The 26164-nt window shown below is 35.6% G+C and carries 25 protein-coding genes; 3 read left to right on the top strand and 22 right to left on the bottom strand.

What is annotated here, in order from left to right:
- Positions 1–96 precede the first annotated feature (96 nt).
- The 4 genes from ffh to smc form a co-directional block, all read right to left on the bottom strand.
- A complete protein-coding gene (ffh, locus tag AB1K81_RS04305; protein WP_412975415.1) occupies positions 97–1446 on the bottom strand; it encodes a signal recognition particle protein in 1350 nt (449 codons plus the stop codon).
- Positions 1447–1459: 13 nt separating this feature from the next.
- On the bottom strand, positions 1460–1786 hold the full coding sequence (locus tag AB1K81_RS04300; RefSeq protein WP_412975414.1) for a putative DNA-binding protein: 327 nt from the start codon (positions 1784–1786) through the stop codon (positions 1460–1462).
- Positions 1787–1866: 80 nt separating this feature from the next.
- Complete coding sequence (gene ftsY, locus AB1K81_RS04295) at positions 1867–2865, bottom strand: signal recognition particle-docking protein FtsY (RefSeq protein WP_412975413.1); 999 nt, start codon at positions 2863–2865, stop codon at positions 1867–1869.
- A 15-nt stretch (positions 2866–2880) separates the two neighbouring features.
- Entirely contained in the window at positions 2881–6447 is a 3567-nt protein-coding gene (gene smc, locus AB1K81_RS04290; RefSeq protein WP_412975412.1) for a chromosome segregation protein SMC, read from the bottom strand.
- 445 nt (positions 6448–6892) lie between these two features.
- On the opposite strand from smc, the gene AB1K81_RS04285 reads away from it, so the two are divergent.
- Positions 6893–7114 carry a DUF1128 domain-containing protein gene (locus AB1K81_RS04285; protein ID WP_412975411.1) on the top strand — a complete coding sequence of 74 codons (222 nt, stop codon included), beginning with the start codon at positions 6893–6895 and terminating at the stop codon, positions 7112–7114.
- A gap of 49 nt (positions 7115–7163) precedes the next feature.
- Here the strand turns inward: AB1K81_RS04285 and rnc are convergent, their stop codons facing one another.
- From rnc to sdaAB, 9 genes are all read right to left on the bottom strand, one after another.
- Positions 7164–7847 carry a ribonuclease III gene (gene rnc / locus AB1K81_RS04280; protein WP_412975410.1) on the bottom strand — a complete coding sequence of 228 codons (684 nt, stop codon included), beginning with the start codon at positions 7845–7847 and terminating at the stop codon, positions 7164–7166.
- A gap of 70 nt (positions 7848–7917) precedes the next feature.
- A complete protein-coding gene (locus AB1K81_RS04275) occupies positions 7918–8154 on the bottom strand; it encodes an acyl carrier protein (protein WP_412975409.1) in 237 nt (78 codons plus the stop codon).
- Between the two features lie 33 nt (positions 8155–8187).
- Positions 8188–8928 (bottom strand): 3-oxoacyl-[acyl-carrier-protein] reductase, encoded by a 741-nt coding sequence (gene fabG, locus AB1K81_RS04270; RefSeq protein ID WP_412975408.1) that lies wholly within the window; start codon positions 8926–8928, stop codon positions 8188–8190.
- Positions 8928–9866 (bottom strand): ACP S-malonyltransferase, encoded by a 939-nt coding sequence (gene fabD / locus AB1K81_RS04265; protein ID WP_412975407.1) that lies wholly within the window; start codon positions 9864–9866, stop codon positions 8928–8930. The genes fabG and fabD overlap by 1 nt, the downstream gene beginning before the upstream one ends.
- Entirely contained in the window at positions 9863–10870 is a 1008-nt protein-coding gene (plsX, locus tag AB1K81_RS04260) for a phosphate acyltransferase PlsX (protein ID WP_412975406.1), read from the bottom strand. Before plsX ends, fabD begins: the two co-directional genes overlap by 4 nt.
- A gap of 3 nt (positions 10871–10873) precedes the next feature.
- The gene (fapR, locus tag AB1K81_RS04255; RefSeq protein ID WP_412975405.1) at positions 10874–11446 is read right to left on the bottom strand and encodes a transcription factor FapR; all 573 of its coding nucleotides are present in this window, start codon (positions 11444–11446) and stop codon (positions 10874–10876) included.
- A gap of 104 nt (positions 11447–11550) precedes the next feature.
- Positions 11551–13584: an ATP-dependent DNA helicase RecG gene (gene recG, locus AB1K81_RS04250; RefSeq protein WP_412975404.1), complete on the bottom strand. Its 2034-nt coding sequence runs from the start codon at positions 13582–13584 to the stop codon at positions 11551–11553.
- A gap of 53 nt (positions 13585–13637) precedes the next feature.
- Complete coding sequence (gene sdaAA / locus AB1K81_RS04245) at positions 13638–14507, bottom strand: L-serine ammonia-lyase, iron-sulfur-dependent, subunit alpha (protein WP_412975403.1); 870 nt, start codon at positions 14505–14507, stop codon at positions 13638–13640.
- A 15-nt stretch (positions 14508–14522) separates the two neighbouring features.
- On the bottom strand, positions 14523–15185 hold the full coding sequence (sdaAB, locus tag AB1K81_RS04240) for an L-serine ammonia-lyase, iron-sulfur-dependent subunit beta (RefSeq protein WP_412975402.1): 663 nt from the start codon (positions 15183–15185) through the stop codon (positions 14523–14525).
- 155 nt (positions 15186–15340) lie between these two features.
- Here sdaAB and AB1K81_RS04235 point away from each other — a divergent pair, with 155 nt between their 5' ends.
- Positions 15341–16612, top strand: coding sequence for an NCS2 family permease (locus AB1K81_RS04235; RefSeq protein WP_412975401.1), 1272 nt, complete (start codon positions 15341–15343; stop codon positions 16610–16612).
- A gap of 126 nt (positions 16613–16738) precedes the next feature.
- Here the strand turns inward: AB1K81_RS04235 and AB1K81_RS04230 are convergent, their stop codons facing one another.
- Together AB1K81_RS04230 and AB1K81_RS04225 are read right to left on the bottom strand one after the other, a co-directional pair.
- Entirely contained in the window at positions 16739–18394 is a 1656-nt protein-coding gene (locus AB1K81_RS04230; protein WP_412975400.1) for a DAK2 domain-containing protein, read from the bottom strand.
- A gap of 31 nt (positions 18395–18425) precedes the next feature.
- A complete protein-coding gene (locus AB1K81_RS04225; protein ID WP_412975399.1) occupies positions 18426–18788 on the bottom strand; it encodes an Asp23/Gls24 family envelope stress response protein in 363 nt (120 codons plus the stop codon).
- Positions 18789–19057: 269 nt separating this feature from the next.
- Between AB1K81_RS04225 and rpmB the strand changes: the two genes are divergently transcribed.
- On the top strand, positions 19058–19246 hold the full coding sequence (rpmB, locus tag AB1K81_RS04220; protein ID WP_186868631.1) for a 50S ribosomal protein L28: 189 nt from the start codon (positions 19058–19060) through the stop codon (positions 19244–19246).
- A 364-nt stretch (positions 19247–19610) separates the two neighbouring features.
- Here rpmB and spoVM read toward each other — a convergent pair whose 3' ends face one another.
- From spoVM to rsmB, 7 genes are all read right to left on the bottom strand, one after another.
- The gene (spoVM, locus tag AB1K81_RS04215) at positions 19611–19694 is read right to left on the bottom strand and encodes a stage V sporulation protein SpoVM (protein ID WP_412976114.1); all 84 of its coding nucleotides are present in this window, start codon (positions 19692–19694) and stop codon (positions 19611–19613) included.
- 51 nt (positions 19695–19745) lie between these two features.
- Positions 19746–20390 (bottom strand): thiamine diphosphokinase, encoded by a 645-nt coding sequence (locus AB1K81_RS04210; RefSeq protein ID WP_412975398.1) that lies wholly within the window; start codon positions 20388–20390, stop codon positions 19746–19748.
- A gap of 10 nt (positions 20391–20400) precedes the next feature.
- Positions 20401–21057, bottom strand: a complete 657-nt coding sequence (gene rpe / locus AB1K81_RS04205; protein WP_412975397.1) for a ribulose-phosphate 3-epimerase — start codon at positions 21055–21057, stop codon at positions 20401–20403.
- A 1-nt stretch (position 21058) separates the two neighbouring features.
- A complete protein-coding gene (gene rsgA / locus AB1K81_RS04200) occupies positions 21059–21940 on the bottom strand; it encodes a ribosome small subunit-dependent GTPase A (RefSeq protein WP_412975396.1) in 882 nt (293 codons plus the stop codon).
- Positions 21941–23953 carry a Stk1 family PASTA domain-containing Ser/Thr kinase gene (gene pknB, locus AB1K81_RS04195; protein WP_412975395.1) on the bottom strand — a complete coding sequence of 671 codons (2013 nt, stop codon included), beginning with the start codon at positions 23951–23953 and terminating at the stop codon, positions 21941–21943.
- Positions 23947–24708, bottom strand: a complete 762-nt coding sequence (locus AB1K81_RS04190; protein WP_412975394.1) for a Stp1/IreP family PP2C-type Ser/Thr phosphatase — start codon at positions 24706–24708, stop codon at positions 23947–23949. Before AB1K81_RS04190 ends, pknB begins: the two co-directional genes overlap by 7 nt.
- A 105-nt stretch (positions 24709–24813) precedes the next feature.
- On the bottom strand, positions 24814–26163 hold the full coding sequence (rsmB, locus tag AB1K81_RS04185) for a 16S rRNA (cytosine(967)-C(5))-methyltransferase RsmB (protein ID WP_412975393.1): 1350 nt from the start codon (positions 26161–26163) through the stop codon (positions 24814–24816).
- Position 26164 lies beyond the last annotated feature (1 nt).

Raw genomic sequence — 26164 nt, 5'->3', positions numbered from 1 at the left:
TTGATTTTATCAGAAACTTGAAAGTCTGTAAAGTGTTTTTACATTACATCTATTATAATAGTTGATAACTATATATAAATCAAGGACTTTTCTAAATTAAAACGGATTAAAAGGAAGTTTAAATCCTTTTCCTTTCTTTCCTTTTTGCATATTCGTCATCTGTTTCATCATCTTCTTCATCTCATCAAATTGCTTCAATAGCCTGTTTACTTGAGATACAGAAGTCCCAGATCCTTTAGCAATCCTTTTCTTACGACTGGCATTCATAATACTTGGGTCTTGACGTTCCTTCTTTGTCATCGATTTAATAATTGCTTCTACATGAGAAAGCTGTTTATCATCAAATTGAACATTTTTAAGACCCTTCATTTTATTCGCACCGGGAATCATAGCTAATAAGTCATCTAGTGGCCCCATTTGTTTTACTTGACTCATCTGTTCTAAAAAGTCATCAAATGTAAAGCTAGCATTTCGCATCTTCTCTTCTAATTCTTTTGCTTGTTTCTCATCTACTGATGCTTGTGCCTTTTCAATTAGGGTCAGCACATCCCCCATTCCTAGAATACGTGAAGCCATACGTTCAGGATGAAATGGTTCTAATTGGTCAAGTTTTTCACCCATACCAGCAAATTTAATAGCTTTACCAGTAACTGCTTTAATAGATAATGCCGCACCACCACGAGTGTCACCGTCAAGCTTAGTTAATACAACTCCTGTAATATCAAGTTGTTCATTAAAGCTTTCTGCAACATTTACAGCATCTTGTCCTGTCATTGCATCGACTACAAGGAAGATTTCATCAGGCTTAACGGTCGATTTAATTTGTTCTAATTCCCCCATTAAGTCTGTATCTACATGAAGTCTACCTGCAGTATCTATTAGAACATAGTCATGATGGTCTTCTTTTGCCTTTTCAATTGCTTTTTTTGCTATATCAACTGGATTTGCTTCTATTCCCATGGAGAAAACCGGCATATCCAATTGAGTTCCTAACGTTTCTAATTGCTTTATAGCAGCCGGACGATATACATCACAGGCTACTAATAAAGGTGAACGATTATGCTTCTTCCTTAATAAATTAGCAAGCTTTCCGGTAGTGGTTGTTTTACCAGCACCTTGCAAGCCGACCATCATAATGACGGTTGGTGGGCGGTCACTTACAGCTATTTTACTCTGCTCTCCACCCATTAACTCGGTTAGTTCTTCCTTTACGACCTTAATAACCTGTTGACCAGGCGTCAGGCTTTCCATTACCTCTTGCCCAACTGCACGTTCTTTAATACGTTTAATTAAATCTTTAACTACTTTAAAGTTAACATCCGCTTCAAGTAATGCAAGTCGAATTTCACGAGTCATTTCTTTTACATCTTGTTCAGAAACTTTCCCTTTTCCAGTAATTTTCTTTATCGTATTTTGCAGGCGGTCGGCTAATCCTTCGAATGCCATAGAAGGTGTCCCCCTAATCTAATTCTTTTAATTGGTTAATATACGTACGAAGGAGTTCATCTCCTAAATCAGCAACATATGTTTCCATTTGTTGAATAAGCTTCATCCGATTCTCAAACTTTTCATATAAATGCAGCTTCTCTTCATAGGATTCTAACATTGCTTCGGTACGTTTAATATTATCATACACTGCTTGTCTTGAAACATTTGCCTCTTCTGATATTTCCCCCAAAGAATAATCCTCAAGATAGTACATTTCCATATAACTACGTTGTTTGGGTGTCAGTAATGCTTGGTAAAAATCTAATAAATAATTAATTCTCGTCGTTTTCTCTAGCATTTCATCACCCCTTGTTAAGTGAAATCCCTTTACATTTTATCTTAACGAACACGAAAACCTTTTGCAAGTAGAAGACAAACCTATTCTTCATTTGGTTGATCTAACATATCAGCAAATAAACCATAAACAAATGCATTCGCATCAAATTTTTGTAAGTCTTCTGCTTTTTCACCAAGCCCTACAAACTTAACTGGTATATTCAGCTCGTGTCTAATTGCTAGGACAATACCACCTTTTGCAGTCCCGTCTAATTTTGTTAATACAATTCCAGTAACATCTGTTGATTCAGAAAAGGTTTTTGCTTGATTCAGCGCATTTTGGCCTGTTGTAGCATCTAATACTAATAAAACTTCATGTGGTGCACCTGGTATTTCTCTTTCAATAACACGTTTTACTTTCGATAATTCATTCATCAAGTTTACTTTATTTTGTAATCTTCCAGCAGTATCACATAATAAGACATCAACATTTCGTGATTTTGCTGCTTTAATTGCATCAAAAATAACAGCTGCTGGGTCACTACCAGCATTTTGCTTAATAACTTCTACTCCGGCACGTTCACCCCAGATCTCTAACTGTTCAATCGCACCCGCACGGAAAGTGTCTCCAGCTGCAAGCATCACTGTTTTTCCTTCTGCTTTAAGCTTATGTGCTAGTTTTCCAATGGAAGTGGTTTTTCCTACACCATTCACACCTACTACTAAAACAACAGAAAGACCATCTTCTTGAAGGTTTATTGTTTCAATTTCTTCATCATCATCACCATAGTAAATATCTACTAATTTTTCTGAAATCACTTCTCTTACTTCCGAAGTATCTTTAATATTACGGCGTTGTACTTCGAATTTTAATTCATCAATCAAATCCATGACTGTCATGACACCAACATCAGCTGATATAAGTACCTCTTCTAATTCTTCAAAGAAATCTTCATCAACTTTACGATATCGCGCGATTAGATCATTTATCCTGCCAGAGAAGGATTTTCTTGTTTTTTCCATTCCTTCTTTATATTTCGTTGAAACTTCCTCTTGATTGTCTTGTTTAAATTTATTCTTTAACTTTTGTAAAAAGCTCATGATCTTAGCTCTCCTTTACGACTGAATAAGCTCTCTTGTTTCTTCTAGACGAACCGATACTAATCTAGATACTCCAGACTCTTGCATCGTTACTCCGTATAAAACATCCGCCTGCTCCATCGTACCTTGACGGTGTGTAATTACAATGAACTGTGTATTTTCACTATAATGTTTAACATATTTTGCGAAACGCACAACATTTGCTTCATCTAATGCTGCTTCAACTTCATCTAGAACACAAAATGGTACTGGACGAACTCTTAAAATAGCAAACAATAAAGCGATAGCAGTCAATGCGCGTTCTCCACCCGATAATAAGCTTAAATTTTGAAGTTTTTTCCCCGGTGGTTGTGCAATGATGTCGACACCAGTATCTAACAAGTTATTAGGGTCGGTTAGCTTTAATTCAGCATGACCACCACCAAATAGTTGTTTGAAAACTACTTCAAATTCCTCTTTTATTTGTGAGAAGGTAGTACTAAATAGATGTTCCATCTCTTCATCCATCTCTTTAATAATAGAGAATAATGTTTCCTTAGCCTCTACTAGGTCATTTCTTTGTTCTGTTAAGAACGTATAACGTTCAAGAATACGATCATATTCTTCAATCGCACCTAGATTAACATTTCCAAGACGAGTTATATTAGCTTTAATCTCAGCGACATTATTTTTTGCTTCTTCGATATTTTCAACCTTTTGAAACTCTTGTTTCGCCCTTTCAAATGTCATAATATACTCTTCTTGTAAGACAGATAAACGATTTTCAAGTTCAACATCCACTCGATTTGCTTTAACTTCCTTCTGCTGGATCTTTTGCATTATATCTTGGTGTTTCTTACTTTCTTGTTTTAACTCTCTTTCCTCATCTTGCATTTTTTGTGTACGAGTCATTCTATTGGAACGTAGTTGCTGTATCGAAGCTGTAATGGAATCTTTTTCTTCACTTTTCTCTTGAAGCTTTTCATTGATATCTTCTTCTGTTTCTTCAGACTGTGATATAGCAATAAGATCCTCAAGCTCTTGAACTATTTTCTCGTATTGATCGAATTGTGTTGTTAATCGTTCATTTAATATATTCGTTTTCTCTTGTTGGTTTTTTACACGTTCTTCTTGTTCAGCAAGTTGTACTTGATATTGGTGAAAATCATGTTGCAGTTGATCTTGATTTTCCTTAAATTCTAGCTCTTGCTTAGATAATGTATCAATTTGAGATTGAAATGCTTGTAACTTTTCTTCAATCGAGCTAAGTTCTGCATTTAACTCCTGATTCCGATTTTCAAGTAGTGTTATATCTCTGTCATATTGTTGTTTGTCTTGATCATAGACAGAAAGATTTTCTTGTAACGAAGCAAGTTTTAATTCAATTTCCTTTTGATTGGATTTAGCATCTTGAAGGATATATTGATTTTCATTTACTTTGTGTTCAAGTTCTTGAAGCTCTTGTTCTAGTATTGCTAAATGGTCTTTTTGACTTTTTACTTGCTTTTCGAAATCTTGTGCTTTTAGTTCATATTCATTTAATTTCTCCGTTAATTCTTGCAAGTCTTTTTCTCGCGTAAAAAGAGTCGAATTTGATTTCTTCTGCGCGCCACCAGACATAGAGCCACCTGGATTCACAACATCACCATCTAAAGTAACAATTCGATACTTACGCATTACGATACGTGCAATGTCATTTGCATCCTTAAGTGTTTTAGCTATCACAACATGTCCCATTAAATGATCAATCGCTTTTTGGAAAGTAGGATTTGTTGTAACTAAATGGCCTGCAATACCTACAAAACCAGGATGATTATTTATTTGTTTTAATATATCCTGCGGTACAAATCTCGGCTGAATGGACCCAAGCGGTAAAAATGTTGCTCTTCCACTATTTGTTTGTTTCAACCAAGCAATTGCTTCTCGAGCAGAGGCATCATTTTCGACTATAATATGCTGTGCTTGACCTCCGAGTACGGTTTCTATCGCTGTAATATAAGATTTAGGCACATCGATTAATTCTATTACTGCCCCATGAATTGCGGATAGTTTCCCGTCTTCTCTGGCTTTAAGTACTGCTTTAACACCTTGAAAGAATCCTTGAAAGTCTTCTTTCATATCTTCAAGCATCTCTTTTTTTGATTTTAGCTTTTCAATATATTGATATCCTTGGTAAAGCTTTGTTTGAGAGTCTTGATATTTATTACGTTTTGTTTCAATATCCAGTTTCAATTGTTTTAATGATTCATTCTTATTACGATAGTCTTCTTCAGCAGACTCTACTAACTTGTTAGCCTCCGCTAACTGCTTTGAATAATTTTCTCTTAGGTCAATTAAGTCTTGGAATTTATCAGATTGTTTATCTTTTTTAGCATGGATTTGCTGTACTTGCTGAGCAATCGACTGTTTTTCATTTCTTTTTGCTGCTTGTTTATTAAGGAATTCAATGTATTCCGACTTAAGCTCTTCAATTTGCTCCTGTAGACTTTCTTTACCTGTAGTAAGTTTAGTCCTTAGCTCTTCAACTTTTTTCTTTGTAGTTTTCTTCTCTTGTTGAAGTTCCGCTAATCGTTTTGATTCTTCTACAAGTTCAGATTCTAATCTCTCCATTAACTCTTTCGCTTCATTTTTTTGAATTTCTAGTTTTTCTTTATTCTCAGCAAAGTGTTTTGTTCGTTCGTGGAATACTTGCTTTCTTCCTTCGTATTGTTCAAGTTGCTGTGTTGTCGTAAGTAAACGTTCTTGTAGTTCATTTATCTTATCATCAATACGTTCTATTTCTTCTCGCTCAGAAGTTAGACTTGCTTCCTTCTTCTGAATTTGTGTTTTTAGTGCTATTTCATCCATCTTTTCGGATTCAATTTCTTTAAGTAACCCTTGCCATTCTTCATGTAATAATTCAATTTCTGTTATTAGTAAAGAAATTTCCTGATGTTTAAGCAAGTCTTTTTGTTTTAAGTATTCTTTCGCTTTTTCTGCTTGGGCTTTTAATGGCTCTAACTGATTTTCAATTTCATAAATAATATCTTCTACACGGTTTAAATTCTCTTGTGTTTCAGCAAGTTTATACTCTGCCTTTTTCTTTCGCTGTTTATATTTTAAAACTCCAGCTGCCTCTTCAAAAATAGTTCTTCTTTCTTCTGATTTAGAACTTAAAATTTCTTCTACTTTACCTTGACTAATTATAGAAAATGCTTCTTTTCCTAAACCAGAATCTAGAAATAAATCGACAATATCTTTAAGTCTACAAGACTGTTTATTAATATAAAATTCACTTTCGCCAGAACGATACACCCGTCTCGTTACACTTACTTCATCATAATCAAGTGGTACTGTTTGATCACTATTATCTAAAACTAACGTAACTTCAGCTACATTTAATGCTTTTCTAGAATCACTACCTTGAAAAATAATATCTTCCATTTTCGTACCACGTAGTGATTTAGCAGATTGTTCCCCCAATACCCAACGGATAGCATCGGTAATATTACTCTTACCACTACCATTAGGACCAACAACAGCCGTAACACCCGGAACAAAGTCAACATATATCCGCTCTGCAAACGACTTAAAACCTACACTTTCTAAACGTTTCAAAAACATAAACATTCTCCTACTGAAAACGAATCTCCCCAATAATTATTACCGATTCCATTTTCTCTTTTCTCTGTATTATAAGTATTGATATTATTAAATTGAATCAACTAAAAATGAAACTGTGATCGCTCTATATTATGCAGAGACTCCCTTAATGGAATAGTGGCCAAGCTGATCTCTGCTGGTTATCCATAATCTAACTGTTCACTTTGTAGTTAACTTTCACTTAGCAAGGCCACAAAGAAGTTTACTCATGTAGTAGTACCTAACTCCCTGGACTCCACGGCAAAGTGGAGTGTTACAAAAAGCAGACCTCGTTAGGTAATTATAAAAAACTATAAACAACAATTTAATTATTGGCTTTTTAATGCATTTATTTTATCATATTTATAACAACAAAAGAAGTAAACATAAGGTTTACCCACATTATTATAACAAATAGAGGTGTAAAATGAATTTAGAAAATGCAACAAAAGAAAACCTTACATACATATTAAACGAACTAGCTAACCATCTAGCCGTCGTAAATCGTTCTTTATTTGATGTAGAAGACTACGACATCTCCAAATACGAAGATATAAAGTTTATGTATGATATCGTTGTAAAAAAAGGAAACCTTTCTGCATCAGAAACACAAGCATTTATTGAAGAGCTAAGAAAAGTAAGAATCTAAACTTCAATTAAAAAGGAGGTTGTCCATAAAGACAGCCTCCTACTATATTTTAAACTCCTAACTTATCTAGAGCATCCTTAGCAGCTCGTTGTTCCGCTTCCTTTTTCGTACGTCCAATTCCAGATCCTAGCACTTTCTCATTAATAAGCAATTCGGCAACAAACTCTTTATTATGTGAAGGACCTCTCTCATCAACAATTTGATATTCAATTGTTTGATTCTTATCTTGTTGTACAATCTCCTGTAACTTACTCTTATAATCCATCCCATGCGAAAAAGCACCTGTGTCTATTTTAGGAAATACATGTTTTTCTAAAAAGTTTAATGCTATATCGAATCCTTGATCTAAATAAAGCGCACCCAAAAAAGCTTCGAAAACGTCTGCAAGAAGAGCTGGTCGATTTCTTCCGCCTGTCATCTCTTCCCCTTTACCTAACAGAATATGTTCACCCAAATTTAAACTGCGAGCAAATGCTTCTAGAGAGGGCTCACATACAATAGCAGCACGTAATTTAGTCATTTCTCCTTCGGGCATGTTAGGAAATTTTCGATATAAATATTGTGAAACTCCAAGTTCCAAAACCGCATCCCCTAAAAATTCTAATCTTTCATTATCTGATGTAAGGATATCACGATGCTCATTCACATAAGATGAATGTGTAAATGCTTGTTTTATTACCTCAATATTACGGAATTCAATATTAAGCAGCTGTTCTATTTTTTTACGATCCATTAATACTTGCCACCTCTTGTTGATATATGGAAAAGTCTCGCGTTCTAAAGCGAGACCTTAAACATTTATATTAGCCCTGTAAATTTTTTATGTAATTTACAGCATCACCAACAGTGTTAATTTTTTCTGCATCTTCATCAGCAATTTCCATATCGAATTCATCTTCAAGCTCCATAACAAGCTCTACTACGTCTAATGAATCTGCTTCTAAATCATCTTTGAAAGATGCTTCCATTGTTACTTTTGATTCTTCTACATCAAGTTTATCAACAATAATTTCTTTTACACGATCAAATACGTCTGCCATAAAACTTTCACCTCCCTTCAAAGTTGTTTATCCTTACATAACCATGCCACCATCAATATGGATAGTTTGGCCGGTTATATAGTTTGCATCATCTGAAGCTAAAAATCGAACTACCTTTGCTACATCTTCCGGTTCACCTAATTTGGCCAAAGGTATCATGCTTAACATTCCCTCTTTTTGCTCGTCAGACAATGCATCCGTCATATCTGTTGATATAAAGCCAGGGGCGATAGCATTTACTAATATGTTACGAGAAGCTAATTCTTTAGCAGTCGTCTTAGTTAGACCAATCACACCTGCTTTAGCAGCTACATAATTTGCCTGTCCTGGATTACCACTTACCCCTACGATAGAAGCGACATTTATAATTCTTCCAGAACGTTGTTTCATCATTTGACGTGTAACAGCCTTTGTGCAAACAAAGACACCTTTTAAATTCGTATTAATAACTTGGTCAAATTCTGATTCTTTCATTCTCATTAATAGATTATCTCTAGTAATTCCGGCATTATTAACAAGAATATCTACACTACCGAATGTTTCGGTAGTCAATTTTATCATATTTTTCACTTGTTCTTCATCTGCGACGTCTGCTTGGAACTTAATAGCTTTAACACCAATCGCATTAATTTCATCAACGACAGCTTGTGCTTTAGCCTCACTACCAGCATAGTTTACGACGATATTTGCGCCTTTTTCAGCTAATTCCAGGGCGATAGCTCTACCAATTCCTCTAGAGCCACCCGTAACAATAGCGGTTTTTCCATTCAACATTAAGATTCACCTCGATACCAAGTAATAAAATCATTCAAGGATTTTTCGTCTTGTATTGTAAAAATAGTTGCTTTACGATCAATTTTCTTCACTAATCCACTAAGCACCTTACCGTTACCCACTTCAACAAAAGCCTCTACGCCGGTTTCTAACATATTACGAATGGATTCTTCAAACCGAACAGGAGAATATAATTGTTTTAAAAGAAGCTCCTTAATCTCATTTCGATCCGTAACAGGACTGGCTGTTACATTTGCAAATACAGGTATCGATGCATCTCTAATATCAACTTGATTTAAGTAAGTAGCAAAATCAGTATTTGCAGCTTCCATTAATCTAGAGTGAAATGGTCCACTGACATTTAAAGGAATAACTCGTTTTGCACCTTTTTCTTTCAGTTTATTACTTGCTTCTTGAACACCTTGAACTGAACCTGAAATAACGATTTGGCCAGGACAATTAATATTTGCAAGATCAACGACTTCGTCCGTAATGGTTTCAACAACTTCCTGAATTTCCTCTGCAGATAGACCTAACACTGCCGCCATTGTTCCTTGCCCTTTAGGAAAGGCTTCTTCCATTAAACGACCGCGTGTTGCAACAAGTGGTAGTGCATCTTTCAACGTAATAGAATTGGCCGCTACTAAAGCACTGTATTCCCCAAGGCTATGACCAACTACCATATCGGGATGAATACCTTCCGCTTCAAGTAATTTTTGTACAGCAATACTAGCTAGTAATAAAGCAGGTTGTGCATTTTCTGTCTCAGTAAGAATCTCTGATGGCCCATCAAACATTAATGATTTTAAATCTTTTCCAAGTACTTCATTTGCTTCTATATATAATTGTTGGATACTTGGATATGCATCATGAATTTCCTTTCCCATACCAACAGTTTGCGACCCTTGTCCTGGGAACATAAATGCTAGTTTCTTCATTCATTATCCTCCTCATCCACTCGCATCGATTCAACGGTTTCTTTTATCGTCTCTATCACACGGTGCTCAACCATATGGGTAGTTTGTTTTATTGCACTAAAAATTGCCCTTCTATTAGATGAACCATGTGCTTTAACCACTGGAGCCGCTAAGCCAAACAAAGCTGCACCGCCATATTCGGAATAGTCTAGTTTATCTTTCAAACCTTTTAAGTCATTCTTCACTAGCCCAGCAGCAAGCTTTGTTTTCAGTGAAGACATAAAGGTTTCTTTTAACATAGTGAATAATGAAGCCGCAGTTCCTTCTACCGTTTTTAATGCTACATTCCCCGTAAAACCATCCGTTACAACGACATCCGCCACTCCATTTAATAAATCTCGAGATTCCACATTACCTACAAAGTTAATCGGTGCTTTTTTCATTAATTCAAAAGCTTTCTTCGTTAAATCGTTGCCTTTACCATCTTCCGTACCGATATTTAATAAGCCAATACGTGGATTCTTAATAGATCTTACCTTTTCTGCATAAACAGACCCCATAATAGCATATTGTACCAAATGAGTTGGTTTTGCATCGACATTAGCACCAACATCTAACATTAGAAATCCTTCTCCCTCTAGAGTAGGAAGAGTAGGACTAAGTGCCGGACGATCAATACCCGGTATTCTACCAACCACAAAAAGTCCTGCACTCATTAAAGCGCCCGTATTTCCAGCAGATATACACGCATCAGCTCTACCTTCTTTTACTTCTTCAGCCATTTTGACCATAGATGAGTTTTTCTTTCGTCTTACAGCTCGAACGGGCTCATCATCTCCAGTGATTACTTCATCAGCATGGACTATAGTAATTCTTTCACTGTTAGTTACATACTCTGTTATTTGTTTCTCATCCCCAACAAGCGTTATATGTAAATTATCAAATTCTTGGATGGCATCCATTGCACCTAATACAATTTCCTTGGGTGCATAATCGCCTCCCATAGCATCTATTGCAATTTTCATTTGCTAATCTCCTTTTTTCTCCGTTGACCGATACATATGAAATTCGCCAGAGAAGACTTTTTCACTGTCTACAAAACTATCAACTTGAACAATTGTCATCCCTTTTTCATCCGTTCCTTGAACAAAGGCCTTTGCAACTACTCGTTCCCCTTGACGAACCTGCCTTTTGAATTTAAGTACTGAATTTGCTGTTAAAGCTAATTCATCATTTATAACTGCTACTGCAAGTGAATTCGCTTGTGCAAACAAATGGTGTCCACGAGCTATATTATTTCTAGTAAAAACATGCTCCTTACCTATATCAAGTATAGATATCGCACGTTTATCAAGTTCTAAGTCAATAATTTCCCCAATTACATCCTCTAACGGTAACGATTTTACCGTTTCATTCCATTGATGTTTCGCAACCGTTTTGATTCTTTCCCTGAGCTCAGGAATCGATAGTTCCATTCGGTCAAGTCGAATAGTTTGGATACTCACATCAAATTTTTTAGCCAATTCTTCATCCGTAATAAAAGGAGTTTCTTCAATCGTATCTTTTAGTTTTTCTTGTCTTTTTACTTTCGGTATCCTCATCAAAGCACCATCCACTTTTCAATATTTTAGGGTAATAATTGTTGCTATTATGACTTGGTACTAATAGTAATATATATTACATATTGGAATTATGCAAGTAAGAATTAGTCAAGAACTGTATCAAAAACTCCTTCATTCTCTAACAAAACTCTTAAATTTTCGTACTCTGAATCTTCATCTAGTAAGTTAAATTGGATAATTTCTTGTGCATCATTTCTTGCTGTTTCAAGTGCTCGATAGTCATGGATCATATCCGCTACTTTAAACTCTGGTAATCCACTTTGTTTCGTTCCAAAGAAGTCCCCAGGACCACGTAATTTTAAATCTTGCTCCGATAATTCAAAGCCATTATTCGTTTCTGTCATAATACGCATTCTTTCTTTACCGGTTTCACTTTTAGGGTCCGCTATTAATATGCAATAACTTTGCTTGTCTCCTCGACCAACCCTACCTCTTAATTGGTGTAATTGGGATAATCCGAATCGTTCAGCATCATAAATCACCATAATAGTAGCGTTCGGTACATTAACACCTACTTCTACGACTGTAGTGGAAACAAGAACTTGAACTTCATTAGCAGCAAATTCTTTCATCACTTGATCCTTCTCGTTAGGGTGTAACCTTCCATGCATTAGTCCGACCCTAATTGAATCAGGATAATAATCAACTAATTGATTGTACAAATCAACTGCGTCTTGAATATCCAACTTTTCTGACTCCTCGATTAACGGACAAATAATATATGCTTGCTCTCCTTCATTAACATGCTTTTCGATAAAACTTAAAACACGGTCAAATGTGTTTGCTTTTGTCCAATAAGTTTCAATCTCTTTTCTACCCTGAGGCATCTCATCAATTACGGAAACATCCATATCTCCAAAAGCAGTGATGGCAAGTGTTCTAGGGATTGGTGTAGCCGTCATAAATAAAACATCTGGGTATAACCCTTTATTTGAAAGTGCTCTTCGTTGTTCTACACCAAAACGATGCTGTTCATCTACTACAACAAGACCTAGATCATCAAAATGAACCTCATCTTGAATCAATGCATGTGTTCCTACAAGAATATCGACTTCGTTATTTTGAAGATCCGTTAATATCTCTTTTCGTTTTTTCCCTTTGACAGAACCCGTTAATAACTCTATTCTCGCCAAGCCCCCAAACATTTCTTTTAACGATTGATAATGCTGTTCAGCTAAAATTTCGGTTGGAACCATTAGTGCACCTTGTTTATTAGCGGTTATTGAAGCATATAGACCAATAGCTGCAACTGCAGTCTTCCCAGACCCCACATCTCCTTGTAAAAGTCTATTCATCCGATGTGGTGATTTCATATCGATTAAGATTTGATCTAATGATTTTTGTTGAGCATTCGTTAAAACAAAGGGAAATTTGCTTATGAATTGTTGAATCTTAGATTCGTCATATTGTTGGGCATTTCCCGCCGATTGCTCTCTACGCCTTTTCCGTAAGATTTGTATCTTAAGCTGGAATAATAGAAATTCTTCATATGTAAATCTTCTTTTAGCATGCTTTAATGAAACACGACTCTCTGGAAAATGCATCGTTTTAACCGCATCTTTACGAGTAGGTATCTTATATTCTCTAATCATATCACGAGGTAGTATTTCTTCGATTTCATCACCAAAGTCTTTAATAGCTTGTTGAATAGCCTTTTTTAAACGGAAGTTCGTAACTTCACCTTTTACAGAATATATTGGCTGAATATTAGTGGACTTCTCCATAGAACCCTTTTGATAGTTACTGACTGTTATTTGTAAACGGTGCGCATCCCACTTACCAGTAAGTGTAATAGTATCACCAATATTTATCTGATTTTTAGCAAATGCACGGTTAAACATGACAACCTTTACTGCAATATTCTCTACTTCCACATTAAAAGAAAGTCGAGATTTTTTCTTACCAAAAAAGGAAAGAGAAGGGGCACTTAATACCCTTCCCTCAATTGTCACTTTATCCTCATGGATTAATTCACTTAGGGGAAGAATTTCTAGTACATCGTATCTAGTAGGAAAATGAAACAGAAGATCTTCAACCGTATGAATATTCATAGCAGTTAAATCATCTGCAAATTTCTCCCCTATTCCCTTTACATCAGATACAGAATAATCTAGCATTACAATCACTCTTTCCAAACTGTACATTTTTTAGCTAATAGGTCCGATTTATCCTAAGCGCCAAAAATCTTCTCCTTTAAAAATCTCCCCGTCGGTGTATCGGCTAAACCACCTTCCCCTGTTTCACGCAAACTAACAGGCATTTGTCTACCGATTCGATACATTGCTCCAATAACTTCATCACAAGGTATACGACTTGTAACTCCTGCTAGTGCCAAATCTGCAGAAACAATAGCTAATGATGAACCTGCAGCATTTCGTTTTACACATGGCACTTCTACTAATCCTGCAACAGGGTCACAAACTAGACCTAACATGTTTTTTAATGTAATAGCAAATGCTTCTGAGGATTGTTGTGGTGTGCCCCCTGCCATTTCTACAATTGCAGCTGAAGCCATTGCACCAGCAGATCCAACCTCCGCTTGACAACCACCTGCTGCACCCGAAATAAAAGCATTGTTAGCAACAACAAGACCAAATGCACCTGCTGTAAATAAATAACGGATCATTTGTTCACGAGTTGGATTCAATTGCTCCTTAACAGCGAACAATGTTCCAGGAACTACACCCGCACTTCCAGCAGTTGGCGTTGCGCAAATTACACCCATTGCTGCGTTCACTTCATTTGTACCCATGGCTTTACTAACCGCATCAAGCATTAAGTGACCAGATAAAGGTGTTTTCTCACGCATATAGGTTTGTACTTTAACTGCATCACCACCAGTTAAACCGGTTACAGATTGAACTCCTTTCAAGCTATCTTCTATTGCCTTTTCCATTACTTGCAGGTTATTTTCCATTTCTGCATAAACTTCTTCACGGGTCTTATTTTTTACATCCATCTCTTGACGGATCATCACTTCAGAGATTAGGATATTTTCTCTTTCTGCGATTTCTACTAACTCCGCAACTGTTCGGAACATGATTTATTCTCTCCTCTAGCTAACAATTTTTGCAATTTGAATAATATGGTCAGCTTTTTCTAATTCTTTTAAAATATCATCTTCTATATTTTGGTCAACTTCTATGACCATCAACGCTTCTTTTCCCACATCTTTACGATTAACTTCCATATGTCCAATATTAATCTCGTGCTTTGCTAGAATTTTTGTTACGGATGCAATAGCACCAAATCTATCATTATGCATAATGAGAATAGCTGGATGGTTACCAGAAAGTCTCAATTCAAATCCATTTAATTCGGTAATTTCGACTTTACCTCCACCAATAGAAATACCAACAATTTCTAATTGTTCCTTAGCATCTCCAATTATTAAACGTACCGTGTTCGGATGTTCGGTCTTAGCACTATCTTCTATAAATTCTATTTCAAGTCCTTCTTCTTTTGCTATATTCAACGCCTTACTCATTCTCGTATCATCTGTTTCATACCCTAGTAGTCCTCCTGCTAGAGCAAAATCGGTTCCATGACCTTGATATGTTTTAGCAAACGAGCCATATAAATGGATTTTAGCCCATTTTGGTTGTCTCCCAAACAGGTGGCGTGCTGCTAATCCAATTCGTGCAGCGCCAGCAGTATGTGAACTAGATGGTCCGACCATTACGGGACCTATAATATCGAAAACGGAATTGTATTTCATTTTGACACCGCCTTTTTAATTCTTCATGATTTTTACACCTATTGTAAATTATATCAAAAACTATTATAATAATCATTTGTGGATTATAAATAAGCATCAAAATTGATTATTTTATAATCGGGTGGGAGAGGGATACGAAGACTTTAGGAGTTAACATGCCTATATTTTCCAAGAAAACAAACGCAACTTACCGTAATGATATCATTGCTGGAATAATTGGTTATTTAACTACGGTCTATATTGTCGTTGTTAATGGCTCTATTTTAAGTGAGACAGGAATCACACTGGAAGCTGGAATGATGGCAACTATTTTAGCAAGTTTCATTGGTACATTATTAATGGGGTTATATGGTAAATTGCCTTTACTTCTTATTCCAGGAATGGGAATAAATGCTTTATTTGCCTACTCCATTGTACAAGGTAATGGCTTAACTTTTCAAGAAGGGCTTGCAGTAGTATTAGTAGCATCTATCATATTTTTATTGACAGCTTTCACTAAATTAGGTGTTCTATTAAAAGCAGCAATCCCTGATTCCTTAAAGCACGCAATTAGTGTTGGATTAGGTTTATTTCTAATCTTAATTGGACTAGAGAAAAGTGGCTTAATTACTAGTGGTGAGAGTACTATAATAGCAATCGGTGATTTTAGTTCACCTGTTATTCTCGTTAGTATTCTTACGTTATTTATTGCGATATTTTTATTCGTAAAAAATGTACCTGCTAATTTCTTAGTAACGATGGTTATTGGCACATTATTGGCTTACTTTTTTGGCATAATTGAACCTGGCACTAAAATAGATCAAGTATCGAGTGAACTTGTTTTTATTCCAGCATTCACGGCAATGAATGAACTTTCATTTTGGCTAGCAGTATTTCCGCTAGCAATGATCCTTATTTTTGAGAATATGGGGTTAGTGAATGGGCAATTGTCAATGTTAGGGCGTGGAGAAAAAGCTTACAATAGAGGATATAAAACGACTGCTATTTCTTCCCTTACTTGCGCATTTTTAGGGACATCGCCTACCGTTTCTGCTGCCGAGAATGCTGCAGTAATTGCCTCTAAAGGAAGAACAGGATTAGCTGCTATTGTAGCGAGTTTATTATTTCTATCTACTATATTTATTATACCGTGGATTACTATGATTCCTAATGTAGCAATTAGTCCTATTCTAATAATAGTAGGATTTCTAATGGTGCAAAATATCCGTCACATTCCATTAGATAATATTTCTGAAGCAATCCCAGCATTTTTAATTGTAGTTATGATACCATTTACGTATAGTATCGCTGATGGTATGGCATTCGGTTTTATTGCTTATCCTATTGTGAAATTAGCACTAGGTAAGCAAAAGGAATTGTCTGCAGCCATTATGATTATTTCTTTACTTTTCGTATGTGATTTTGTATTAAAAATTGCAGGTATCTAAAAGAACAGCTAATGGATTATGGTCCATTAGCTGTTTTTCATTATACTATCTTGATAAAATAAAGCGTGATTTCGAAATCACGCTTTATTTTATTACTATATTTTTACTAATCGAAGTTAATCACTATTATTCAACCGAGAAAATATAAGAATAAATTGGTTGATTACCGTTATGAACTTCTATCTCAACATCTTCATAGTTTTCTTCAATATAACTTACTAATTCAGCTACTTCCTCTTCCGAAACATCTTCACCCGATAAAATAGTAAGTATTTCATCATCTTCTGTAATTAATTCGTTAAATAATTGTTTTACAGCTTCTAGTCGTTCTTTATGAGTAGTTACGATTTTACCTTCTGCAATCCCCATAAAGTTACCATTTTCAATCGAAATTCCATCGATTTGTGTATCTCTAACAGCATACGTAATTTGCCCAGTTTTAACATGTGAGCTTGCTTCAAGCATATTTTCTCTATTTGATTCAAGATCTTCTTCTGGGTGGAATGCTAATAATGCACTTATCCCTTGCGGAATTGTTTTTGTTGCCACTACTGCAGCATTAACTTCAGTTAATTCTGCAGCTTGCTCTGCAGCCATTACAATATTTTTATTATTTGGTAATACGATAACATTTTTAGCATTAGCTTGGTTGATAGCTTCCGTAATATCCTGTGTACTTGGGTTCATAGTTTGTCCACCCTCAATCACTACTGTAGCTCCAAGGCTTTCAAATAAAGCTTTCAAACCAGAACCCATAGCGACTGTTACGATACCGAAATCTGCTTTCTCTTTAGGTGCTTGTGGCTTAATTTTATCACCAACAATTTCTGTATGTTGCTGACGCATATTTTCAATTTTCATATTGATCAAACTACCGTGACGTTGACCAATTGTTAACACATTCCCAGGATATTCTGTATGAACATGTACTTTTACAATTTCGTCATCAGAAACTACTAGTAGCGAATCACCATGCTCACTTAATTCGTTACGAAAATCATTCTCATCAAAAGGATTATCTTTTAGTTTATCCTCTTCAAATTTAACCATAAATTCAGTACAGTAACCGAATTCAATTTCAGAAGTATCCATGAAATCCTGTGCTGATTTATGATGTTCTGCATTTATCATATCATCCATTTCCACTACTTCATCTGGAAGTTCTTCACCTTTTAACGCAGAAACAAATCCTTCATATACGGTTACAAGTCCTTGACCACCAGAATCTACTACACCTACTTCTTTTAGAACTGGTAATAAATCTGGAGTACGCTTTAATGAAGCCTTTGCTTCTTGTAGTACTTTTTCCATCATGATAATGACATCAACTTCATAGTCAGCAATTTCGACTGCTTTCTTTGCCGCGTCTTTAGCAACCGTTAAAATTGTTCCTTCAACAGGTTTCATAACAGCCTTATAAGCTGTATGCACACCTGAATCAAACGCAACTGCTAAATCTTTAGTAGTTAAAGAAGATTTATTTTCCATCCCTCTCGCAAACCCTCTGAAGATTTGTGAAAGAATAACTCCAGAATTTCCTCTAGCACCCATTAACAAACCTTTTGAAAATGATTGAGCCACTTCTGAGATATTTTCAGATTTATTCTTCTTAACTTCATTTGCACCAGATGTCATAGATAAATTCATATTCGTTCCAGTATCACCATCTGGTACCGGAAATACATTTAGTGCATCAATTTTTTTGGCATTATTCGTTAAATGATGCGCTCCAGTAAGCACCATTTGAGAAAACATAATACCGTCAAGCTTTTGTACTGCCACAATAGTTCCTCCCTCTAAACAGGCGTGCAAATTAGTCTTTTGCTACACGTACCCCTTGTATGTAAATATTTACGGAATCAATTTCAAGTCCTAATGTTTTGCTCAATGTGTATTTTACTTGAGATTGCACATTGTGAGCTACTTCAGAGATTTTTGTACCGTAACTAACAATAATATACATATCAATATGTAAGGAATTGTCTTCTTGTCTTACTACGATTCCTCGTGAATAGTTTTCCTTACGAAGAATTTCTGCAATACCATCTCTAATCTGACTTTTAGATGCCATACCAACAATTCCGTAGCATTCAACAGCTGCACCACCAGCGATTGTAGCAATTACTTCATTCGTTATAGTAACATGACCATCTTTCGTATTCATTTCAATGGACATTTTAATCCTCCTTCAGGCAATTAATCTTACCGATAATTTTACTACAATTATTATGTTTTTGCACATTAGGTAATACATTTAGTAAGAAATTGATCTAGGCGAAATTAATAATATAAAAACAGATGACACTTTTCGCCTCTTATAACAATGAACGATTCCATTCATTCTGTCAAGTGAAAATTCTTTATATACTTATTGCATTCTTTTCATAGTTATGGTAAATTGTATAAGTATTAAATTGACTTTTTTCTAGATTAGGAGGGATTAACATGGCTAGAAAATGTGTTGTTACTGGACGTAAAACAACTAGTGGAAACCAACGCTCACACGCTATGAATTCCAACAGACGTAAATGGAAAGCTAATGTGCAAAAAGTTCGTATTATGGTAGATGGAAAACCAAAACGTGTTTATGTTTCTGCACGCGCACTTAAATCAGGTAAAGTGGAACGCGTATAATATATACCTTATTCATTTTACTGATACATTAGTTATTAGCTAAAAGCACCCAAACTAAACGGGTGCTTTTTCTATTGTTTTTCTTCATAGCAAGGTTTTATTAAATTATGCACTTAGCGGCCACAAAACACGATAACTCCCACTGTAACAGTGGAATAGTTGAGACCCGAGTATACACTTTCATCTGCTAGTAATACAACGAAGCAAGCTACTCTCGGTGCAAGGCTACCGTTAAAATTCTTAAATAACGGCCTGGCTCACTAGCCCCCACAGGAAAGCCGAGTGTTTTGGGACCGCGGGCTTGGCAATAATTTAATACCCAAAAAAACTGCTTCTGCCAATTATTGACAAAAGCAAATAAACCTTACTTTTCTTTCTTAAAAATCCCAATCACAATGCGTACAAATCCTCCGAGTACTCTAGGGAGCTTAATCGTATAAAATTTCATAAGTTCGCCCTCCTCCATTTCCAACAACACTTACATGAATCGCTACCTTATTTAGTCACGACTCCTTATAACTAATACTATGCCATCCTCAAATGAAAAAGTACCATTATTTAATTTTAGCTTGTTCGAAATAGACAGAGTTGACCCCATTTTGATCGTTGCCTTCGTTAAAGGATAATAAAAACCAAGAAGTGTTAAACCACTCACTTCCTGTGTAATAGGAATAAAAGAAATGGTTGGATAATCCTTCATTTCCACAATAGAATAGGAGCCAGGATAATGTAACTCAAGATAATTAAAACGATCGATAATTACGCCAGTCATTTTCTCTTTAACTAATTGATCTAACAACTGAATATTAATTAGAGTATGATCTAATCTTCCTCCTGTTACACCAAAAAAGTAAATGTTACTTGGATGTATAGATTTAGCTATGTTAAGTGCAAGTTCTAAATCCGTTTCATCCTTCTCCACTTGGTGCTGTTCAAACTGTATAGCATGTTTTCTAATGAGTTCGAGTTCAGCATCATTTACAGAGTCAAAATCACCTACTGCATAGGCTAGTTCCATATTTTGTTTGATAATAGAAAGAGCCCCTCTATCAGCTCCTATCCAAATATCAATTTCGTTTTGATATATAGATAATTCTGGAATCAAATGAGAAGGGCCATTTCCTATAATGGCAACTTTAGTCATGCTTTTGCCTCTAATTTCCGCAAGCATTGCGAATATCTAATATTGCTTGCTCTCTATTTTCTTGATTAAACACTGCACTACCTGCAACTAACACATCGGCACCTGCATCAACACATCGTTTAGCTGTCGATACATTAACCCCACCATCAACTTCGATTTCAAAGGAATAGCCAAATTCTTCACGCCAACTTGCTATTTGCTTAATTTTCCCTAAAGTAGATTCAATAAATGATTGTCCCCCGAATCCTGGGTTTACAGTCATGATTAATACTAAGTCCACATCACCTAATACATCGCGTATCATTTCAACAGGTGTACCAGGATTTATAACAACTCCAGCTTTAACATTATTTGCCTTAATTAACTGAATCGTTCTATGTAAATGAACACATGCTTCTTGGTGAACAGTAATAATGGATGCTCCTGCTTTTACAAATGCAGGAATATAATGGTCTGGATTGTTAATCATTAAATGAACATCTAACGGTAATTTCGTTGTTGGTTTTATTGCTTCAACGATTAATGGACCAATGGTAATATTAGGAACAAAATGACCATCCATAACATCGACATGAATGTAATCTGCATTTCCTTTTTCTACGTCTTGTATTTCTTCCCCTAATTTCGCAAAATCAGCTGACAATATGGAGGGTGCTATTTTTACCATGTTAATACCTCGGCTTTCTTGATTGTATTTCTTCCAAAAAACTTAAATAGTGCTCATATCGATAAGCTGGAAGAGTTCCGTTTTCTACTGCATCTTTAACTGCACATTTAGGTTCCTTCGAATGTAAACATCCTCTAAACTTACAAGTGTCCTTTATTTCATGCATCTCAGGAAAGCAATCGGTTAATTCTTCTGCTTCAATTTGATCAAAATCTAACGCGCTAAACCCTGGGGTATCAGCTACTAATCCACCATTAATTTCTATTAATTCAACATGTCTTGTCGTATGTTTCCCACGTCCAAGACTTTTAGATATATCAGCTGTTTTTAATTCTGTCTCAGGGCTTAAAGCATTAATTAATGATGATTTCCCTACACCGGATTGTCCTGCAATTACAGTCACTTCACCTTTCAAATAATCTTTAATACGTTCAATATCCATTGGTTGTTTAATCGAGAACATTTCTGTTTTATAACCGATTGCCTCATAATCTGCTTGATATTTTTGAATCTCTTTTAACTGTTTCTCTGAAAGTAAGTCAGTTTTCGTAATAAAAATGGTTGGCTGGATTCCTTTTGCTTCTATTAACACTAAAAATCGATCAAGTAATGTTGTACTAAAATCTGGCATTACTGCAGAACTAACAATAATTGCTTGTGTAATATTAGCAATAGGAGGACGAACTAATTCATTCGTCCTTTGCTTTATCTCTGTAACATAACCTTCTTTTTCTTCTCGGACATCAAAGGATACAAAATCACCAACAAGGGGTGATATATTTTTTTTGCGGAATACGCCTCTACCTTTACATTGATACACATCATCTTCTGTTTGTACATAGTAGAATCCACTTAGAGCCTTTATGATTCTGCCTTCTGGCATTTATTCACCTTCTTCATAACGAATTGTTTCATCATAAATTTCCTCGCCATCACGCATTATTCTATACCTTGCTTGACTTTTATGTTCTATTACTAATTCTAGTGTATACTGTCTGTCTTCGGTTATAGTAAAATCATCTTTTACAACGGTAATATCCGGATTGTTCATATCTTGAACATATACCGTAATCTGTTGTGGTACTGGTTCATTATTACCGTTGTCGCCATCTCCTTGGTTATCTCCAGTATAATCTATGGAAAGTGTTACTGGATATGTTTTAGGTGGCAATACTTCCGGACCTAAGGAAATATAAACGTTAACATTATCACCTTCGTGAAGCTCTGTTTTAGCTTTCGGATCTTGCCTTATAACATGACCTTCTGGCACAGTATCTGAGTTCTCTTCATGTATGACTATTTTTAAACCTTTTGCAGTTAAATATTGCTCAGCCTCATCTCGTGTTAGACCAATCAAGTTATCCACTTCTATAGGTTCTTTACCTTTACTAACTTCAAATATTACTTTCGTATCACTAGGAACAACCTCATCACCGACATTTGGCTGTAATTGTTTAATTATTACCCCTTCAGGTTCGTCGGAAAAAACTTCATTAACATCGATATCATTATATCCCAGTTCTTTAAGTAATCGCTCAGCATTTCGAATTTGTTCACCTTCATAATCGCCAAACGTTTTTCTAGGCTTCCCTTGACTTACAAAAATTGTTACAGTTTTTCCTTCTTTTACCGTTTGACCAGGTCTAGGATCGGTTCTGACTACTTTATCTTCTTCAATTTCTTCATCAAAAACATCCTCTCGTTCCACAATCAAATTCAGATCCTCTAATTCCTCTTTAGCATCACGGTAATCGTATTCAATTACATCTGGTATCGTAACATCCTTTGGCTTCGTTAATCCTTGTACTACAAAAAACGTTATCAAAGTTGCTACCAATATTATAAATACGATAATAGAAGTGATTAATAGTTTCTTATTTCGCTTTTTCTTATTTTTGAAGTTTGTAGATGTACTTTTTTTTCCGTTCTCTACTACTTTCTTCGTTTCCGCATTTGCTTGATGAACAATCGTATCTTGATGAGCGTTTTCTAAGTAGTTCTCCGTAATTATTGGAATCGCCTTTGTTTCTTCACCTACTTCTGTCGGTGGTGTATATCTAGGCTCGTCCAATTTGTCAGGAGAAAGTGCAACCTCTAGACTGTCTTCCATATCATAAACTGTATTAAATCGATGGAACGGGTCTTTTGCGGTCGCTCTTAATACGATATTTTCCACACTTTGTGGCACATCGGGACTAAACCTTCTTACAGATGGTGTATCGCTTTGCAAATGCTTCAGAGCAATTGAAACTGGTGACTGACCAGAAAACGGTAATCTACCAGTAAGCATCTCAAAAAATACTATTCCTAATGAGTAGATATCTGACTTTTTCGTTGCCATGCCACCTCTTGCCTGTTCAGGTGATAAATAATGAACAGAACCTAAGATTGAGTTCGTTTGTGTAAGTGATGTGGCACTTAACGCAACAGCAATTCCAAAATCGGTAACTTTTATATGACTGTATGTATCAATTAATATATTTTGAGGTTTTATGTCACGATGAACAATCCCATTATCATGTGCATGGGAAATGGCCGCAGTAATTTGCTTCATTATTTCGATTGCTTCCTGTACATCTATTGGACCATAACGCTGAATAAATTCCTTCAGAGTCATTCCATCTACATACTCCATTACCATATATAGTATTTGGTCCTCTTCCCCAACATCATAGATGGTAACTATATTGGGGTGGGATAGACTAGTAGCAGACTGTGCTTCACGATCAAATCTGGCAATAAACTCTTCATCATTGGCATATTCTAACCTAAGTACTTTGATTGCAACTTTTCTATTTAATATAATGTCCTGAGCTAGATAAACATCGGCCATCCCGCCTCCACCGATTTTTTCTTTTATTCGATATCGCTCACTTAGCAGATGACCATTTAACACGACGGTTCACCTTCTCCCACGGATGTTTCAAGCTGAATAATAATAAGTGAAACATTATCCTCCCCACCACGTTCATTTGCTAAATCGATAAGCTTTTTTCCAACTTCCTCTATTTCATTAGTAGATTTTATGAATCCAGCAAGCTCATCATCTTGTACTTTATCTGTTAAACCGTCAGAACATAATAATAGTATATCTCCGTTCTCCCAATTAATAGTCTGGATATCGGGCTCAACAAAATCACCTGTACCAAGTGCCTTTAGAACAACATTTTTTCTTGGATGGTACATGGCATCGTCTTTAGAAATTTGTCCTGATTGTACTAATGCATTGACTAAAGAGTGGTCTTCTGTAATTTGCTTAAAACTATATTCATTGTATAAATAACAACGACTATCGCCAATATGAGCAACCGTAATAAAATCTTCCGTACATACTGCAGCTACTACGGTTGTTCCCATACCTTGGCACTCTTTTCTTTCAAGTGAATGCTGATAGATTGAAGTATTCGTTTCCTCTAGAGCCTGTTTCAACCATTGTTCCACTTCTTCTGGGGATTCTAATCCTTCATTCTTCCGCCATTTTTCTTCTAAAAGTGTAGTTGCCATTTCACTAGCGACATCTCCGGCTTGATGACCACCCATGCCATCCGCAATGATAGCTAGGTATTGTCCACGATTATTGGAATATATCCCACCAGAGTCTTCATTATGGCTCCTGACTTGACCACGGTCTGTCAAAAAATGTCCTTCCATTCTACCACCCCTTATCTTAGCACCACTTATTTTTGTATATAAGTATTACACAATTCACCAAATAAGAATATCCATATTAGGTATTTTTTATTATATTTTCAAACATTATGATTTTCGCATTAATCTAGTTAAGAAAAAGCCATCCGTTTGATAGTTCTGTGGAAATAATTGTAGCCCATATTTTGTTACACCTTGTGCATTTTTTAATTCTGATGGTAATTCATTAAAAAATTCCTGATCAATTTCATAGTTTTGATTACGACTTAAAAAATCTTGTACAACTTTCTCATTTTCACTAGGGTCTACGGTACATGTACTATACACTAACAATCCATTAGGCTTTAATAATGGTGCAATGGTTGAAAGAATCTCCTTTTGAATTTCTGAAAGTCTTTCAATATCTTCTTCACTTTTATTGTATTTTATATCTGGTTTACCTCTCATTACTCCCAACCCAGAGCATGGAGCATCTACTAAAATTCGGTCAAAGGTATCTTCTTCATAACGCTCTCTTAACTTTCTTGCATCCATTTGTTCTGCTTTTATATTGGTAAGTGTTAGTTCCTTAGCCTTCTCATCAATTAACTTAATTTTCTTTTTGTGTAAGTCATGGGCAAAAACGTTCCCCTCATTACGCATCTTTTCAGCAATATGAGTCGCTTTTCCTCCTGGAGCACTACATGCATCTAGTATGGTTTGTCCCGGCTGTGCATTAATCATTTCTCCTACTAACATGGAGCTTTGATCTTGAATGGTAATCATCCCTTTAGTAAACAAAGACGATTTCAAAATATTTCCCTTTTCAATGATAATACCTTGTTCTGAAAAAGTAGAAGGTGATACTGTAAATCCGTCTGATTCTAATTGCTCCATTGCTTCTATCCTAGATATTTTCATAGGCTGAATGCGAATGGATATTGGTTTATGATGTAAGTTTGCCACACACATTTCTTTTGTCGTCTCATATCCATAACAATTGACCCAACGCTTAACCAACCATTCTGGATGACTCGTTTCGATACTTAACCGCTTAACAGGATCCTCTATATCATTAGTACTAGGGACTCCGTTTCGCTGAATATTACGAAGTACCGCATTAATTAATGAGGCAACACCTTTATGTCCCCTTTGTTTAGCAATTTCAACAGCTTCATGAATAATCGCATGATCTGGAACTTTATCGAGATAAATCATTTGATAAATAGACATTCTTAAAAGCATTCTAACCCAAGGAGACAGTTTTTTATTTTTATCGATAAAGGCAGCAATATAATAGTCTAATGTCATCTTATATTGTAACGTACCGTATACTAGTTCAGTCAGTAGTCCTTCATCTTTCGGAGAGATATTTTTTGATTTAATCTCATGATTGATCAAAAGATGACTATAACCACTATCTTGTTCTATTCGAAGTAATAGCTCTATTGCTGTATTTCTAAGAAGATATTTACTCATA

The sequence above is a fragment of the Ornithinibacillus jepli genome (genome assembly GCF_047228935.1).
Classification (GTDB): domain Bacteria; phylum Bacillota; class Bacilli; order Bacillales; family Amphibacillaceae; genus Ornithinibacillus.
This window is presented reverse-complemented; position numbering and strand designations above follow the sequence as displayed.

Coding starts and splice junctions, on each gene's coding strand:
- ffh (WP_412975415.1), bottom strand. CDS start 1,446: ATGGCATTCGAAGGATTAGCCGACCGCCTGCAAAATACGATAAAGAAA.
- fabG (WP_412975408.1), bottom strand. CDS start 8,928: ATGTTGAATGGAAAAACCGCTATTGTTACGGGTGGCTCTAGAGGAATT.
- rsmB (WP_412975393.1), bottom strand. CDS start 26,163: ATGAGTAAATATCTTCTTAGAAATACAGCAATAGAGCTATTACTTCGA.
- AB1K81_RS04285 (WP_412975411.1), top strand. CDS start 6,893: ATGAATTTAGAAAATGCAACAAAAGAAAACCTTACATACATATTAAAC.
- AB1K81_RS04300 (WP_412975414.1), bottom strand. CDS start 1,786: ATGCTAGAGAAAACGACGAGAATTAATTATTTATTAGATTTTTACCAA.
- AB1K81_RS04235 (WP_412975401.1), top strand. CDS start 15,341: ATGCCTATATTTTCCAAGAAAACAAACGCAACTTACCGTAATGATATC.
- AB1K81_RS04225 (WP_412975399.1), bottom strand. CDS start 18,788: ATGTCCATTGAAATGAATACGAAAGATGGTCATGTTACTATAACGAAT.
- AB1K81_RS04210 (WP_412975398.1), bottom strand. CDS start 20,390: ATGACTAAAGTTGCCATTATAGGAAATGGCCCTTCTCATTTGATTCCA.
- fabD (WP_412975407.1), bottom strand. CDS start 9,866: ATGAAGAAACTAGCATTTATGTTCCCAGGACAAGGGTCGCAAACTGTT.
- recG (WP_412975404.1), bottom strand. CDS start 13,584: ATGCTAGATTATTCTGTATCTGATGTAAAGGGAATAGGGGAGAAATTT.
- fapR (WP_412975405.1), bottom strand. CDS start 11,446: ATGAGGATACCGAAAGTAAAAAGACAAGAAAAACTAAAAGATACGATT.
- rsgA (WP_412975396.1), bottom strand. CDS start 21,940: ATGCCAGAAGGCAGAATCATAAAGGCTCTAAGTGGATTCTACTATGTA.
- sdaAA (WP_412975403.1), bottom strand. CDS start 14,507: ATGTTCCGAACAGTTGCGGAGTTAGTAGAAATCGCAGAAAGAGAAAAT.
- rpe (WP_412975397.1), bottom strand. CDS start 21,057: ATGGTAAAAATAGCACCCTCCATATTGTCAGCTGATTTTGCGAAATTA.
- sdaAB (WP_412975402.1), bottom strand. CDS start 15,185: ATGAAATACAATTCCGTTTTCGATATTATAGGTCCCGTAATGGTCGGA.
- ftsY (WP_412975413.1), bottom strand. CDS start 2,865: ATGAGCTTTTTACAAAAGTTAAAGAATAAATTTAAACAAGACAATCAA.
- plsX (WP_412975406.1), bottom strand. CDS start 10,870: ATGAAAATTGCAATAGATGCTATGGGAGGCGATTATGCACCCAAGGAA.
- spoVM (WP_412976114.1), bottom strand. CDS start 19,694: ATGAAATTTTATACGATTAAGCTCCCTAGAGTACTCGGAGGATTTGTA.
- rnc (WP_412975410.1), bottom strand. CDS start 7,847: ATGGATCGTAAAAAAATAGAACAGCTGCTTAATATTGAATTCCGTAAT.
- AB1K81_RS04275 (WP_412975409.1), bottom strand. CDS start 8,154: ATGGCAGACGTATTTGATCGTGTAAAAGAAATTATTGTTGATAAACTT.
- smc (WP_412975412.1), bottom strand. CDS start 6,447: ATGTTTTTGAAACGTTTAGAAAGTGTAGGTTTTAAGTCGTTTGCAGAG.
- AB1K81_RS04190 (WP_412975394.1), bottom strand. CDS start 24,708: ATGGAAGGACATTTTTTGACAGACCGTGGTCAAGTCAGGAGCCATAAT.
- rpmB (WP_186868631.1), top strand. CDS start 19,058: ATGGCTAGAAAATGTGTTGTTACTGGACGTAAAACAACTAGTGGAAAC.